Consider the following 15,016-nt stretch of genomic DNA (forward strand, 5'->3'; position numbering starts at 1 on the left):
TCAAAGCACGCAGTGTGACGAAATATGAATGACCCCGATATTCCAGCCGCCGCAGTGTCTTCCCACGCACCCGCGCCCGCGGCGCGCCGTCCCGGCCGCCCGAGCGGCGGCGCGGGTGGGGCGCAGCAGCGCGCCCGCCTGATTGAGGTGGCGCTCGCGCTGTTCGCGCGCGACGGCATCCAGGACACCTCGCTCGCCGCGATTGCTCATGAGGCCGGTGTCACGCCCGCGATGGTCCACTACTACTTCAAGACACGCGACCAGCTGATCGACGTGCTGATCGAGGAGTGTTTCCTGCCGCTGCGCGCCGGAATGGGCGGCATCTTCGAGGCGCATCCCGACGATCCCGTGGCCGCGCTCACGTTGCTCACCGAGCGCTTTGCGGAGATCGGCGAACGCTATCCGTGGTTTGCGCCGCTGTGGGTGCGCGAGGTAATCAGCGAAGGTGGACTGCTGCGTCAGCGCATGCATGCGCGTTTCGGCCAGTCGCATCAGCTGGCGGCGCAGGCCGCGATTGCGCGCTGGCAGCGCGAGGGGCGCCTCAATGCGGCGCTGGAGCCGTCTCTGTTGTTCCAGTCGCTGCTCGGCCTGACGCTGCTGCCGCTCGCGACGTCGCGCGTCTGGCGCAACGACCCGGCGCGCCGCGAACTGAGCGCGCGCGACATTGCACGGCATGCGGTCGCGCTCATCACGCAGGGCGTCGGACCGGCGCACGGCACGCATGAACGTGGATGATTTTGCAAATCGTGCCGGTATGTCCTGCCATCGCATCCTCACCTCGAAGCCGCACGATTCCAGCGGTTATTCGTGCGCCGATGTCGCAGCGCATCTGCGGCGCTTCAATTCGATATCGCTTATGGTGCAACACGTTGGCGTGCAGCAATCGGTGCCGGAACGCACAGGCTGTTTCGCCGTGCCGATCCATCAATTGTGGCGTTTCAGGGTGCAACATTTCGAAGCAGCAGGCGCGCATCCGGGAACGACCGGCCGCAACCGGCCGTCAAACACGCTTCGACCGGCAGCGCGGCGAAGCGCCGCTAACGCGTTTCATCGGCTTGTCTTAATGGCGGGCTATCGTGCGCGGCGCGTCATGTACCAACCCATGACTGGTCCACAGTGCGCTTCATGCGGTGGCATTAATATTGCGCATCAACGGCGGCCTGCGGCGGCTTTCGCGCATGGCGCGGCTCGCCACACAGACAGAACGGCATTCAAGCAAACACAATGAACGCAGTACACAGACTCGACCGGACGACCATCGTCCTCGTCGAAGACGATCCGCTCTCCCGGGCTTCGCTTACGTCGTTGCTCGAATCGGAGGGGGCGCATGTCGTAGCGGTGGAGGACGCCGAGACCGGCGTCGAAGCAGCGCTGGAATTGCTGCCCGACGCGGTAGTCTGCGATCTCGATCTGCCGGCAATGGACGGTTTCTATCTGATCCAGCGATTGCGCGATCACGAAATCCGCGGCGATCACGCACCCGCCATTGCGGTCGCCCTGACCGGACACACCGACGAAAGCTGGCGCCTGCGCAGCATCGGCGAAGGTTTTCAGCACTTCATGATGAAACCCGCCCGCCCCGATGAACTCGTGACGCTGTTGAGCGACGCGATCGACTCCCGGCACATGTAAGCATCGGCGTGCTTCAGCGTACCTAAGCGCCCATACGCGCGCCTGAGCGCGCGTGAATCTGCGTGACTGTCACCTCAGGACTGCGCGGCGGCTTCGGCCGGCGCCGGTTCGGCGGCCTGGCATTGCGCACAGACCCCTTTTAGCTCGATCCCGTCGCCCGCGAGCCGGTAACCCGCCGCCTCGATCTGGGCGACGAGCGCCTGGCGCAGCTTCGGCTCGTGCAGTTCGGTGATGTTGCCGCATTGCTGGCACACGACGAGGATGCCGTGCTGGCACTGCGTGAGATCGTGGCATACCGCGAATGCGTTGATCGATTCGATGCGGTGAATCAGCCCCGCCGCAAGCAGGAAATCGAGCGCGCGATAGACGGTGGGCGGCGCCGATCCTGGATGGATCTGGCGCATTTCGTCGAGCAGCGAATAGGCCTTGGTGGCCCGGCCCGAGGTGAGCAGCAATTCCAGCACCTTGCGGCGCAGCGGCGTGAGCTTTTCGCCGCGTTCGCGGCAGTACGCCTCGGCCATCGCGAGTGCGGCATCCAGCGACGCGGGCGATGCGGGCCGCGCGGGTGAACGGGCCTGCGCGCCGTCGTGGAGGTGCGCGTGATCGCCGTCGTGATCGTGATGGTGATCGTGCGGGGCCGCCATATCCGGGGACGGTTTTGCTGTGTTCATCCCGCGATTATACGGGGCGCGTCGGCTGCGCGCCGGGCCCCGCATGACGGGGATCGATCAGGTGAGCGGCACATCGACGTACTTGCGAAAGCCTTCGCGATGCGCGAGGCGCTGATACCAGCGCTCGAGATTCGGCAGCGGCGGACGCTCGACGCCTGCGAGGCCGAACCAGCGCCGCGCGAACGCGCCGATCACGATGTCGGCGAGCGAAAAGCGCTCGTTTTCGAGGAAAAAGCGGCCTTGCAGATGACGGTCGACCCGTTTCCACAGCGCGCCGACGGCTTCGAAGTCGGCGGCGAGTTTCGTCATGTCGCGCTGTTCGACGCTCGTGCGCACGAGCGTGGCGAAGACCGGGCGCTCGGCGGGCGCGAGCGTGCCGAGCGACCAGTCGAGCCAGCGCTCGATCAGCGCGCGCACTTTGGGATCGGCGGGATAGAGCTGGCTCGACGGGCCGTATTGCATGGCCAGGTAGCGCAGGATCGCGTTCGATTCCCACAGCGTGAACGTGCCGTCGACGAGCGTCGGCACTTTCCCGTTCGGATTCATGGCAAGGTATGCGGGCTCGTCGAGCCGGCCGTATTGCAGTCCCGCGTCGATGCGCTCGAACGGCAGCACCAGTTCGTCGCAGCACCACAGGACTTTCTGGACGTTCACCGAATTGGCGCGTCCCCAGATGGTGATCATCAGGCGCACTCTCCTTGACGTTGTAAAAAAGGGCGCGACGGTTGCGCCGGGCGACACGATACACGATCGGACGCCGCTTTTGACGCACCGCGCATCTCGTAGAATAGCCGCTGCAGAACAGCCGCTACCTACCGCAACGCTAAGGCAACGTTAAGCGACGAGATCCGCCCATGGCCCGCATTGTCCCCGACGACTGGCAGCACCTCGAAGCCACCGGCGCCGCCGCGCGCGAACGCGAGACGCTCGCGCTCCTCGAACGCGGCCTGCCCGACGGTTATACGGTTTATCACGGTGTGCACTGGACGCGCCTCACCGAAGGTTTTTCGGTGTTCGGCGAAGTCGATTTCGTGATCGTGAGCCCGGCCGGGCGCGTGATGATCGTCGAGCAGAAAACCGGCTTTCTGCGCGAGACGCCCAACGGCCTCGTCAAGGCGCACCTGCAGACCGAGCGCAACGTGGCCGTGGCGCTCGCGCGCACGCTCGAAGGCCTGCACCGGCGCTTTACCGCGGCGTTCGGCGCGGGAACGTACTTCCTCGAAGAGCTTTTTTATTGCCCCGACCATGTCGTGCGCGATCCGGCCATCGCGGGCGTGAGCCCGGCTCGCATCGTCGACGCGACGCGCAAGGCGCAGCTCGCCTCGATCGTGCTCGATGCGCTGCCCGCCGACGCGCCGCGCCTGCCGTGCGCGGCCAGGATTCACCATTTCCTCTCCGACGAACTGTCGCTCGCGCCCGACGCGAGCGCGCTCGTCGGCGCGGCGGGCACGCTCGTCACGCGGCTCGCGGGCGGGCTCGCAACGTGGGCGCGGCGGCTCGAATTCTCGCCGTTCCGGTTGCGCGTGATCGGCACGGCGGGCTCGGGCAAGACCCAACTGGCGGTGCAGGTGATGAAGGACGCGCTCGCGCGCGGCCAGCGCACGCTCTATGTGTGCTTCAACCGGCCGCTTGCCGACCACATCGCGAAGGTTGCGCCCGCAGGCGCCACGGTCACGAACTATCACCAGCTCTGCGACTGGGTTGCGCGCGACGGCGGCCACGTGCCCGATTTCCACGGCACGAACGTATTCGACCACCTGGAGCGCCGCTTCGCCGCAACACCCATCGACGAGCGCTGGCGCTTCGACGTCCTGATCGTCGACGAGGGGCAGGATTTCCAGCAGACGTGGGTGGACGCACTCGAGCGGCTGCTGCGCCCGGGCGCTGCGTGGTGGTGGCTCGAAGATCCGCTGCAGAACCTCTATCTGCGCGATCCGGTCGCGCTGCCGGGATGGACGGTGCTGCGCGAGAACACCAACTATCGGAGTCCGCGCGACATCCTCGCTTTCCTGCGCGAGGCCGCCGGTCCCGCCGCGCCCGCGCTCGCGCAGCTTGCGGCGGGCAGTCCGTTCGACGGCTCGGACGTCACGTTCGCCGCGTGGGACGAAACCGCGAGCGCAGCAGCGGGCACAGCAGCGGGCACAGCAGCGGACGAGCCGCCCGTTGTGGCTGCAACCAAGCGCGCGATCACCCAGGCGCTCTCGCTCGGCTTTCGCAAGCAGGACATCGTGGTGCTGTCGTTTCGCGGACGCGAGCATTCGCAGCTCGCGGCGCTCGATCATCTGGGCCCGCATCGCCTGCGCAGCTTCACGGGGCAGTACGACCTGTTCGGCAATCCGCAGTATCGCGACGGCGACGTGCTGCTCGATTCGGTCTATCGCTTCAAGGGGCAGTCGGCGCCCTGCGTGATCCTGACCGAAGTGGACTTCGACGCGTTCGATGAGCGCGCCGCGCGCAAGCTCTTCGTCGGCGCGACGCGCGCGACGATGAAGCTGATCGTCGTGGCGTCGCAGCGGGCAGCACGTGTTTTGGGTGAAGGGCGGGCCGCAGCCTAGCTCCAGACGGAGGCCCCGATCAGCGTGCCGGTGCGCGTGTGCGCGTTCCACCAGATCACGCGCAGGAGCGGTGCGAGACGGGCGATGAGGATCGCCTGAACCGGGTCGCTTTCGATGTAATGCGTGACGCCGCGGCGGATCGCCGCCGCGGCCTTGTGCGCGGCGGCGCCCGAAGGCGTGTCGTCGTGCTCGTCGGATGCGCGCATCACGAGATCGAGATGCCCGAAGCCGTAGCGTTCGAGCCACGCCTGGGTGCGCGCGCGGTCCATCTCGGGCCGTCCGGTGATAATGGCGCGCGCGCGTTGCACGTCGATACCGGGAATGCGCTCGAACGGCATCAGCGCATCGCGCTCGGCGAGCGCCGCATCGAGGTCCTGTTCGTAACGTTCGAGCGGCAGATCGGGCAGCAGCACGCCGTCGAGGTCGATTGCGTAGACGGTGTACTCGTGATCGTCGGCCATCAGCGAACCTTGCTGCGCGCCTTTACGCGACCAGTCGGCGCGATAGCGGTCCGTGTAGGCCTGGCGCTCCCACGGGAACAGCGTGAAATAGCCGCTCGCGTCGATCGAATAATCGGGCCGCAGGCGCGAGAAATCGTCGAAGGCGCCCGTGAGCGTGCGCACGATCAGGCCGTGTTCGCGCAGGAACGCGATGCAGTCGGTGAGCGTGTTGCCGCGCCCCGCAATGTCCTCGCACAGCAGCACTTTCGAGCCGGGCTCGGGCAGCGGCAGCGTCGAATCCCAGCGGACTTCACGGGTGGCGCGCTCGTAGCGCAGGAACGCGACGTCCGCGCCGGTCGCATGCGACACCATCAGCGCGAGCGGCGCGCCGCCGCGCAGAATGCCGATCACGGCGGCGAACGCCTCCAGGGCCAGCGCCGGCCGAAGCGACTCGACCCACTGATCGAGTTGTTCGTAAGTGAGCGGGACGACGGGTTTGTTCATCGGGTCGGAAACGGATATAGCGACGCAAAAAGGGTGGGCCGCGCAAGGCGCGCGGCAACGACGGCTACTGTAGGACCAATGTTTGGCGATATTATGCCTTTGCTCGTGCGGCCCCGCTGGACCGCCGGGCGAGGCTGGCAGCGGACGCACAGGTCCGCGCCGTGCCTTCAACAACAACGAATCGAAGAAGCAAAGATTCGAAGATTCAGGGATTCAAAGCGTGAGGGAATTGGAAGTCTTGCAGGAACCGGCTGGCTGGCGGCGCGGGGCCGCTGTAGTTGCCGTGGTCGGGGCCGCGTGCGCGATTGCGGCGCGCGCCGTGCCGCGTACGCTGCGCGCGCGCGATCACGACGGCGATAACGACGCCGAGATGCGCGCGCCGAACGCGGGTGGCCGGTGATGCATCGTCCACTACGCAGGTTCGTTCACGTTCTGATCTGGATTGTCGCGCTGATGCCGCCCGTGGCGGCGGTCGGCTATCTGCTCTACGCAAATCTGCTCGATCCGCGCGTCATCGATCGCCTCACCGGCACCTACAACGGCCTCTACTGGGACGCAGCACAGCTCCAGAACGCGTACGCGCGCTTCGAGAGCGAGTTGCTGATCTACGCGGACGGCGCCGACCGCGACCTCGACGAACTGCAGTTGCGCTATACGGTGCTGCGCGCGAAGCTCAACGTCGCGAACTTCACGACGCAAGGGCTCGGCGCGCGGCCGCACCTCATGAAGCGTGAACAGGACGATCTCGCCGTGCTGGAAGCGGCAATCGCGCCGTTCGAGGCGCAGTTCCCAACGCTCGCAGACAATCCTCGGCGCGCCTTGTCGATGGTGCGCGTGCTGCGCGCGCACTGGCCGCAGGTCGTCGATCTCTCGCTGAGCCGCCATTTAGCCGACATCACCGAGCGCGATGCACTCCGTCACGACTTCATGGCGAAGCGCCGCGAACTGTTTGCGGCGGCGATCTTTCTGCTGATGCTCTCGGCGGCGGCGATGGTATTGCTCGTCATGAACGGCTACCGGCGCACGCGTCTCATCCACCAGCAGCGCGCGCTGCTCGACGCCGAGCACGAGGCGAGCCGCGCCGCGCGCGAAGCGGGCACGGCGAAGGACGCGTTTCTCGGCATGATCAGCCACGAGCTGCGCACGCCGTTGCACGCGATCGTTTCGTCGATCGAACTGCTCGGCTTCAACTCGCATTCCGCGTCCGACCGCAAGGTGATCCAGCGCCTCGAAACCGCCGCGCGCCAGCTCGAAGCGCAGATGAAGGACCTCACCGATTACGCGCGGCTCGGTGCAGGCAAGCTCGAATTGCGTCACCAGCAGTTCGATCCGCTCGAATTGCTGCAGTCGATCGTCGACGAAAACGAATCCGTCGCGACGGCGCGCGGGCTTGCGTTCGAGCATGCGTGGCACGGCGACCGGCATCCGGTTGTCGCCGATCCGCACCGGATCCGCCAGATCGCGAACAATCTCGTCACGAACGCGATCCGCTACACCGAGCAGGGCTCGGTGCGCGTCGAATTTGCGCTCGGCGCGCAGACGCTGTCGATCATCGTCAGCGATACGGGGCCGGGCGTGCCGCCGTCGCAGATTCCGCTCATTTTCAAGGAGTTCACGCAACTCGACACGCTGCGCTCGCGCCGCTACGAAGGTGCGGGCATGGGCCTCGCCATCGTGCGCGGCCTGGTCGACCTGTTCGGCGGAGCGATCGAGACCGACAGCCGGGTGGGCGAGGGCACGAAGTTCACGGTCACCGTGCCGGTTGCGCCGGTCGACGCGCGCGAGGCGGACGGCGCGACGCAGCAGACCGGCGGCAAGTTCGCGCGTGCGCGGGTGCTCGTGGTCGACGACAATCCGCTCGTGCGCGAGTCGCTCTGCGAGATGGCCGAGCATATGGGATACGCCGCGCTCGCGGACAGCGATGTCGATGGCGCGCTCGCGCGCCTCGCCACGCACCGATGCCATGTGGTGCTGCTCGACCTGCATATGCCTGGGCGCGACGGCTACGCGTTTCTCGCTGGGCTGGAAGCGGGCGGAACGGCGGGGCCGCGTCCGCGGGTGATCGCCGTGAGCGCGGATGTCGCGGCGCTCAACGCGGCATGCGAGGGCGGACCGTTCTTCGAATGCCTGGCAAAGCCGGTCCGTTACGAGGTGTTGCGCGCGGCGTTGCAGCGCGCGTTGTCGGTGCCGCTTACGGCTCCGGAGACCGAGGCGGGTTAGCTTGCCTTATCCACGCCTGGCCAGGAAGTGACTCGGGACGTCAGCCGCGGTTGAGCCGCTTCGAAAGATCGGCGACGAGAATCGCCATGCGCGCGGGCTTCTCATAGCACGCGACGTCGTAGTGGCGCACGACCTCGCTGATCTCCGATTCGCTCGCCTTGCCGGTCAGCAGTTCGCCGGTCAGCACGAAGATCGGCGCGTCGGGATTCTCGGACGCGCGCACGAGCCGGATCGCGTCACCGGCGGTCTGGGCGCCGAACAGCCAGTCGATCACCACGGCGTCGAACACCTGGTTCGCGAGCGCCGCTTCGAAGGCGGCGAGGCCGTAATGGGCCGTGGCCGCATAGCCGTTTTGTTCGAGGTAGTCGCGCAGGTTGTCGGCGGAGGCGCGGTCGTCGTCGACGACCGCGATCAGCGGCTTGTCGGCCTCGGCGCGGCGCGGAGAAATCTCGATCTTGAGGACTTCGCGCGCGTCCTGGTAATGCGTGCCGTCGGGGCGCACGACGCGCCACTGGCCCTGCGTTTCATACGCGATGAATTCGGGCCGGCAGCCCGGCTCGACCGGCGCGCCGATCCACGCGACGCACGGCAGCACGGCCGCGTTCACGCACAGCCGCGCGTCATGCGCGCTCGCGCCCGCCACGTACGGATCGGGCAGTTGCGTGCCGAAGAGATGCCCGGCCGGCTCGCCGAACGCGGCGGCGACCTTCGTGATCTGCGCGAGCGTCCACGGGCTTTCGCCGCGCAGCTTGCGGTGCCCTTGCGAAAAGCTCAGCTCGAGGATTCGGCAAAGCTCTGTCGTCTGTTGGCGCTTGCCGATGCCATGACGGCTCATCAGCGCGCGCACGCGCTCCGCGACCGTGGCTGGATCGGTTGTGTGTGCTACGTTTGACATCCTGCCTGCGAGATCGAAGACTCGGTTTTTTGACTAGATAGGGTGTGCAGCCGGTGTGCAGCCGCTCGCCTGCGACGGACAAATCACGAAAAGATCGCGTACGGATCGTCCAGGGAGCAGGCGGCGCGCATTATTCTAAACGCATCAATTATCGGCAACCCGGTTTTTATATGACTAAATTGGGGGCCGGAGAACGTTTGCCTTACGTTATCTTTATTTCTGTCAGGCTTTCTGGTTTTCAGGCGCGGCTACGGTCAATCCCTGAGTGGGCGAAGCGGTGCGCGGGCGATTTTCGGCGCCGTCGACGGGCGCATTCCTGCCTCAGGCGGGCTGCATCCCGTTCAAAAGCTGCTGCACGCGCGACAGATCGCGATTCATCGGCCCGGCGCCCTCGAACAGCCCCGCGAGCCAGTCGACGAACACGCGCACGCGCGGCGACGCCTGGCGCGTTTTCACATAGGCGATCGAAACGGGCGTCGGCAGCGGCTTCCACTGCGGCAGTACTTCCACCAGCGCGCCGCTGTCGAGATACGGCTGCGCCGCGAGCCGCGGCGGCTGCACAAGCCCGAGCCCTTGCAGCCCGCACGTGAGGTACGCGATGTCGTCGCTGACGTGGACGAATCCATCGACCTTGACTTTCGTTGCGCTGCCGTCCACCTCGAAGTCGAATTCGAGCGGACGTCCCGATCGCGGCGAGAGAAAGTTCACCACCGGATGCTGCGCGAGCTCGTCGAGCGACGCGGGCGCGCCGTGACGCGCCAGATACGCGGGGCTCGCGCACGTCACGTGTTCGAGTACGCCGAGCCGTCGCGCGGCGAGTCCCGAGTCGGGCAACTCGCCGAGCTGGATGCTGCAATCGACGCCTTCTCCGACCAGATCGACATTGCGCAGGCTCACGCCGATCGCGAGATCGATCTGCGGATAGCGCACGTGAAAATCGTCGAGTTCGGGCAGCACGACCGCGTTCGCGATCAGCCCCGGCATTTCCACGCGCAGGCGCCCGGTGATGCCGCCGGGCGTTTGCCGCACGCTCGCCTCGGCATCGTCGATATCGGCGAGGATCTGCGCGCAGCGTTCGTAATAGGCCGCGCCCTCGGGCGTGAGCGATAGACGGCGCGTGGTGCGCACGAGCAACGCGGTGCCGAGCAGCGCTTCGAGATTCTGCATGATCGTCGTCGCACTTGCGCGCGGCATGTCGAGCGACTGTGCGGCCTTGGTGAAACTGTTGGTGTCGACGATGCGAACGAAAGTGCGCATCGCCTGGATACGGTCGATCACGGGCAAACTCCTGTCCTTACTGACTTGAGAGGTCCGCAGTGCTGCGCGAAAGCGATGAGGCGCGAGGCCGAAACGGCTCGCGATGCCGGCGTCTGCGGAGAAGGGCGCGCGGCGGTTGAAGGAAGCGGACGCCGACGCAAGGCGTCGGCGCGGGGTGGCAGGCTGGCGGGCCGTCGGGAACCGGCGGCCCGGTGGGGCGGGCGTTCGGTGTCTTAGCGCGCGGCGTCGCGCAGCGTGTCGATGTCGATCACGAAGCGGTACTTCACATCGCTCTTGAGCATGCGGGTGTAAGCGGTGTTGATGTCCTGCATCTTGATCATCTCGATGTCCGAGGTGATGCCGTGCTGTCCGCAGAAGTCCAGCATTTCCTGCGTTTCTTCGATGCCGCCGATCAGCGAGCCCGCGATGCGCCGCCGCTTGAAAATCAGGTTGAATACCTGCGGCGACGGGTGATCGTGTTCGGGCGCGCCCACGAGCACCATCGTGCCGTCGCGCCGCAAGAGTTGTATGAACGGGTTCAGGTCGTGCTGCGCGGCGACCGTGTTGATGATCAGATCGAAGCTGTTGGCGTGAGCCTTCATCTGCTCCGGGTCCTTCGAGATCACGACCTCGTTGGCGCCGAGACGTTTGCCGTCCTCGATCTTCGACTGCGACGTGGTGAACAGCACGACATGGGCGCCCATGGCGTGCGCGAGCTTCACGCCCATGTGACCGAGTCCGCCGAGGCCCACGATGCCGACTTTCTTGCCCGGACCCGCGCCCCAGGTGCGCAACGGCGAGTAGGTGGTGATGCCCGCGCACAGGAGCGGCGCGGCGCCTGCGGGGTCGAGGTTTTCCGGCACGCGCAGCACGAAGGCTTCGTCGACGACGAGCTGCGTGGAATAGCCGCCGAAGGTGGTCTCGCCGCTCACGCGGTCGATGCCGTTATAGGTGCCGACGAAACCGTTCTCGCAATACTGTTCGAGGCCTTCGGCGCAGCTTGCACAGGTGCGGCACGAATCGACGAGACAGCCTACGCCGACCAGCTGGCCGACGCGGTAACGCGTGACGCCCGGACCGGTTTCGGCCACGCGTCCGACGATCTCGTGGCCCGGCACGACCGGGTACATCGTGTTGTGCCATTCGTTGCGCGCCTGGTGCAGGTCGGAGTGGCACACGCCGCAGAACTGCACGTCGATGCGCACATCGTATTCGCGCAGGGCGCGGCGCTGAAATTCGAACGGTGCGAGCGGCGTGCTTGCGTCACGGGCGGCATAGCCGTAAGTCGGGTACATGTTGACTCCTGTTGTGACCGGGGAAGCCGGCGAGGGTGCCGAGGGTGCCGAGGGTGCGTATGGCGGCAGGGTTCCCATCCTAAGGACCGGGCCGTGGACGGGGAATACCTGAATCTATCGAAGACTTGCCTGATTCTCCTGGCTGCGGGCGCGCCGGAGGGATCGGTGATAGATTTCCAAGCCTGTTTCTCTGCAATGTGTTTGCATTTGGGGCACATACGACATGACACACGTTCTTACTGCAGTCACATCGGCCAGCCATCAGGTCAGCCACGAAGGCGGCCTGATCGACGAGGGCAGCTACACCCAGCGCCGCATGGTCGAGCTGCTCACGCAACTCACGCGCCAGGACGGCGTCAATCCCTCCGCGCTCGAGTGCGTGCGCCTCATGCGCGCGAGCGTTGCGCGTCCGCGCACGCCGGTCATGTACGAGCCGAGCATTTTTATCGTCTGCCAGGGCCGCAAGCGCGGCTTTCTCGGCGATCAGGTGTTCGTCTACGACGCGCAGCAATACCTCGTGCTTTCGGTTCCGCTGCCGTTCGAATGCGAAACCGAGGCGAGCCCGGAGGAACCGTTGCTCGGCATTTCGATTCGCGTCGATCTGACGATGGTCGCCGAACTCTTGATGGCGCTGAACGAGTCGCGCGGCAGCACGGTGTCCGAGCCGCGCGGCATCTACGCCACGCAGCTCGACGCACCGCTCTCCAACGCCGTCTTGCGCCTGCTTGAAGCGCTCGCTTCGCCGTGCGACGCACGCATTCTCGGGCCGTCGATCGTGCGCGAGATCCTCTACCGCGTGCTGACCGGCGTGCAGGGCGACGCGATTCGCGCGGCGCTCGCGCACCAGCACCACTTCGGCCGCATTGCGAAGGCGCTGCGCCGCATCCACGCCGACTATTGCACCGACCTCGACGTCGACATGCTCGCGAACGAGGCGGGCATGAGCCTCGCGGTCTTCCATGCGCACTTCAAGACCGTGACGTCCACATCGCCGATGCAATACGTGAAGACCACGCGCCTGCATCACGCGCGTTTATTGATTGCGCATGACGGGCTCAACGTGAGCGCTGCGGCGACGCGCGTGGGATATGAGAGCGCGTCGCAGTTCAGCCGCGAGTTCAAGCGCCTGTTCGGCCTGAGTCCGGCCGACGAAATGCGGCGTGCGCGCGGAGAGGCCAAGGCCGAGGGCGCGGCGCCGCGCGTCGCACCAGCCGCGCCGCGTTATGTGACGGCGGTTTAACGCGCGTCAAGAAACCCGGATCATCCGTATGTCGAATTAACGGCGAAGCGATCGGGCCAGGCGGCGTGGATTCCGGTTTCGCTTGCCGTTTCGGCATGGCGCGGGCGGGTTGGCGCCGTGTCTTTTTATTTCACCCGAGTCGTGTAGAGTCGTTGTGTGCGGAACGTACTGACGTGCCGCTTCACCTTCCGAGGGGCGACAAGCCGATCCAACGCATGCAAACATTGACCGAGGCGCTACACCAATGTGCGGTCCTCGTAGTGAATCAGTTCTATGAGGAGCTGTCACGATTACCCAAATCCCGGCTCATTCTGCAAATGTTGTCGGCGGATGAACTCATTCATCTGAAATCGAAGCAGGTCCAGAATCTTCTCGCCCTCTCGGACCCCGACCTGACCACGGACGGCCACGCCGAGATGGCGCTGCGCATCGGGCGCATTCACGCCATCGTGGGGCTCGACAAGGAAGAGCTGGTGCGCAGCCGCGGCATCCTCCAGGAACTGCTTTTCAAGCCGATCAGCAACCGGGTGAGCGGCGAATCCCTTTCGTTTTGCGCGAGCCGCCTCACGACCGATCTCGCCTGGCAGCTCAAGGCGTATCAGAACGTGCAGGATTCGCAGCAGGAAGTCCTGCTGCGCGTCACGCGTCTCGTGTGGGAAGCGGACAGCTATACGAATTTCATCGACGACCTGGTCGAAGTGCTTTCGGCCCATGACGAGATCGCGGCCTGCATCATCGGGCGTCCCGATGAGCACGGCGCGTTTCACTTCGAGGCAGGCGCGGGCGGCCGCGCCCGCGCCGGGTTGCTGGAAGTGCTGACCGACGAGAGCCAGCCCCTGAGCGTACGTGCCGACGATCCTCACGGGCAGAGTGCAGTGGGACGCGCGTGGCGCAGCGGCAAGGCCGAGCGCGTGGCCAACTATCAGACCGATCCGCTCGTCCTGCCGTGGCGCGACCTTGCGAAGCGCGAAGGACTGCGCTCGTCGGTGTCCATCCCGATCGCGGCGCAGGGCCATTCGCCCATGGCGATTCTCGTGCTCCTTAGCGCATTGCCGGGCGGTTTCATCGGTCCGCACCAGGTGGCGTTCATCGAACTGCTGCAGACCTTGCTCGGCTGCGCCGCGATGCGCCTGCAAACCCAGGACGGCAAGAGCCATGCGGTCCCGGTGAGCGTGCGGCAGCACTGGGCCGCGCTCGTGCGCACGGACGGGCTGGAGATGTACTACCAGCCGCTTCTGAACCTGCGCACGTGGCAAGTGGGCAAAGCCGAAGCGCTCGCGCGGCTGCACGACGGCGGGCGTGTGCTCACGCCGGATGCATTCCTGTCCTCCCTTGCCTCGGACGATCTGCTCGCGCTGTATACGCACGGCCTCGACGAGGCGCTCACGGATCGCAAGCAGTGGCTGCGCGATAACCTCGATCTGGAAATCTCGATCAATTTGCCGCCTGCGGCGCTCAACGATATCCGCTATTTCGAAGCGACGAGTTCCGCGCTGGCGGCGCACGCGTGTGCGCCCACGAAACTCACGCTTGAGGTTCTGGAGAACGAATCTTTGTCGCTGAGCCAGGGGCAGTGCGCGATTCTCGATCGCTTTCGCGGGCTCGGCGTGCTGCTTGCGCAGGACGACCTCGGCTCGGGTCACAGCGGGCTCGCGCGACTGCGCGAACTGCCGTTCGACTGGATCAAGATCGACCGGAAAATCGTGCGCATCGACGGTGACGGCGCACTCGACGTGCTGCGCTTTATCTTTCAGCTTACTCACCTCGGACATGCGCTCGGCAAGCTGGTGCTTGCGGAGGGGATCGATACGATCGAGCTCGTGCACGCGTTGTCGATACTCGGCGTCGACGGCGCGCAGGGCTACGTGATCGCCCGGCCAATGGAGCCCGGACGCATGCGCGAATGGATGGCGAATCAACCGTCCTGGCCGGTCGCGCCGCGCAGCGAGAGCGTGCTTGCGCGCCTTGCGCGCTTCGTGCTCTGGGAGGAGCGCGTCGCGCTGATTTCAGCGGTGCCCGGCGCGGGGCAGCGTCTGCTGGACGCGCTGCACGGGCGGAGAACGGATGATCCCGCTGTCGACGAGTTTGCACGGTCGCTAACCGAATTCGACGACATTCTGCCGTCCGGAAACGGCCATGATGCGGTACGGCATGCGTTGCTGCGCACGCTGTTGACCGATGGCCGCAATAGCGGCACATACCGTTCGGCGGTGCGCCAGTTGATGACGGCCATCGGGCATGCTGCTTCTGTGTGATTGCGGACTTGCGCGGACGGAGTCGCCTGCATCACCAGGAGCGGCGCACAAC

The 15,016-nt window shown here is 65.9% G+C and carries 14 protein-coding genes; 8 read left to right on the forward strand and 6 right to left on the reverse strand.

Annotated features, from left to right (window positions below):
• The first annotated feature begins 24 nt into the window (after nt 1-24).
• The 3 genes from ACFPTO_RS22725 to ACFPTO_RS22735 are packed head-to-tail and all read left to right on the forward strand — an operon-like array spanning nt 25 to nt 1,632.
• Nucleotides 25-735 (forward strand): TetR/AcrR family transcriptional regulator, encoded by a 711-nt coding sequence (locus ACFPTO_RS22725; protein ID WP_377714963.1) that lies wholly within the window; start codon nt 25-27, stop codon nt 733-735.
• Nucleotides 722-1,228, forward strand: a complete 507-nt coding sequence (locus ACFPTO_RS22730) for a hypothetical protein (RefSeq protein ID WP_377714965.1) — start codon at nt 722-724, stop codon at nt 1,226-1,228. The genes ACFPTO_RS22725 and ACFPTO_RS22730 overlap by 14 nt, the downstream gene beginning before the upstream one ends.
• A complete protein-coding gene (locus ACFPTO_RS22735; protein ID WP_296659282.1) occupies nt 1,225-1,632 on the forward strand; it encodes a response regulator in 408 nt (135 codons plus the stop codon). Before ACFPTO_RS22730 ends, ACFPTO_RS22735 begins: the two co-directional genes overlap by 4 nt.
• A gap of 74 nt (nt 1,633-1,706) precedes the next feature.
• On the opposite strand, the gene ACFPTO_RS22740 is transcribed toward ACFPTO_RS22735, so the two are convergent.
• Both ACFPTO_RS22740 and ACFPTO_RS22745 read right to left on the reverse strand, forming a co-directional pair.
• Nucleotides 1,707-2,303 carry a Fur family transcriptional regulator gene (locus ACFPTO_RS22740; protein ID WP_377714967.1) on the reverse strand — a complete coding sequence of 199 codons (597 nt, stop codon included), beginning with the start codon at nt 2,301-2,303 and terminating at the stop codon, nt 1,707-1,709.
• Between the two features lie 57 nt (nt 2,304-2,360).
• Nucleotides 2,361-2,987, reverse strand: a complete 627-nt coding sequence (locus tag ACFPTO_RS22745) for a glutathione S-transferase family protein (RefSeq protein WP_377714969.1) — start codon at nt 2,985-2,987, stop codon at nt 2,361-2,363.
• A 170-nt stretch (nt 2,988-3,157) separates the two neighbouring features.
• On the opposite strand from ACFPTO_RS22745, the gene ACFPTO_RS22750 reads away from it, so the two are divergent.
• Nucleotides 3,158-4,858 (forward strand): ATP-binding domain-containing protein, encoded by a 1,701-nt coding sequence (locus tag ACFPTO_RS22750; protein WP_377714970.1) that lies wholly within the window; start codon nt 3,158-3,160, stop codon nt 4,856-4,858.
• Here the strand turns inward: ACFPTO_RS22750 and ACFPTO_RS22755 are convergent.
• Nucleotides 4,855-5,802: a phosphoribosyltransferase gene (locus tag ACFPTO_RS22755; protein WP_377714972.1), complete on the reverse strand. Its 948-nt coding sequence runs from the start codon at nt 5,800-5,802 to the stop codon at nt 4,855-4,857. The genes ACFPTO_RS22750 and ACFPTO_RS22755 overlap by 4 nt on opposite strands.
• 220 nt (nt 5,803-6,022) lie before the next feature.
• Between ACFPTO_RS22755 and ACFPTO_RS22760 the strand changes: the two genes are divergently transcribed.
• Nucleotides 6,023-6,202 (forward strand): hypothetical protein, encoded by a 180-nt coding sequence (locus tag ACFPTO_RS22760; RefSeq protein ID WP_377714973.1) that lies wholly within the window; start codon nt 6,023-6,025, stop codon nt 6,200-6,202.
• Nucleotides 6,202-8,022: an ATP-binding response regulator gene (locus ACFPTO_RS22765; protein WP_377714975.1), complete on the forward strand. Its 1,821-nt coding sequence runs from the start codon at nt 6,202-6,204 to the stop codon at nt 8,020-8,022. The genes ACFPTO_RS22760 and ACFPTO_RS22765 overlap by 1 nt, the downstream gene beginning before the upstream one ends.
• 40 nt (nt 8,023-8,062) lie before the next feature.
• On the opposite strand, the gene ACFPTO_RS22770 is transcribed toward ACFPTO_RS22765, so the two are convergent.
• The 3 genes from ACFPTO_RS22770 to ACFPTO_RS22780 all read right to left on the reverse strand — a co-directional run bounded on the left by ACFPTO_RS22770 (nt 8,063) and on the right by ACFPTO_RS22780 (nt 11,469).
• Nucleotides 8,063-8,917: a helix-turn-helix domain-containing protein gene (locus tag ACFPTO_RS22770; RefSeq protein WP_377714977.1), complete on the reverse strand. Its 855-nt coding sequence runs from the start codon at nt 8,915-8,917 to the stop codon at nt 8,063-8,065.
• Between the two features lie 321 nt (nt 8,918-9,238).
• On the reverse strand, nt 9,239-10,195 hold the full coding sequence (locus tag ACFPTO_RS22775) for a LysR family transcriptional regulator (protein WP_377714979.1): 957 nt from the start codon (nt 10,193-10,195) through the stop codon (nt 9,239-9,241).
• Between the two features lie 212 nt (nt 10,196-10,407).
• Complete coding sequence (locus ACFPTO_RS22780; RefSeq protein WP_377714980.1) at nt 10,408-11,469, reverse strand: NAD(P)-dependent alcohol dehydrogenase; 1,062 nt, start codon at nt 11,467-11,469, stop codon at nt 10,408-10,410.
• 316 nt (nt 11,470-11,785) lie between these two features.
• Here ACFPTO_RS22780 and ACFPTO_RS22785 point away from each other — a divergent pair, with 316 nt between their 5' ends.
• Together ACFPTO_RS22785 and ACFPTO_RS22790 are read left to right on the forward strand one after the other, a co-directional pair.
• Entirely contained in the window at nt 11,786-12,709 is a 924-nt protein-coding gene (locus tag ACFPTO_RS22785; protein ID WP_377715336.1) for an AraC family transcriptional regulator, read from the forward strand.
• A gap of 317 nt (nt 12,710-13,026) precedes the next feature.
• The gene (locus tag ACFPTO_RS22790; RefSeq protein ID WP_377714982.1) at nt 13,027-14,964 is read left to right on the forward strand and encodes an EAL domain-containing protein; all 1,938 of its coding nucleotides are present in this window, start codon (nt 13,027-13,029) and stop codon (nt 14,962-14,964) included.
• The last annotated feature ends 52 nt before the right edge of the window (nt 14,965-15,016 follow it).

The sequence above is a fragment of the Paraburkholderia denitrificans genome (assembly GCF_042655705.1).
In the GTDB taxonomy this organism is placed as follows: domain Bacteria; phylum Pseudomonadota; class Gammaproteobacteria; order Burkholderiales; family Burkholderiaceae; genus Paraburkholderia; species Paraburkholderia denitrificans.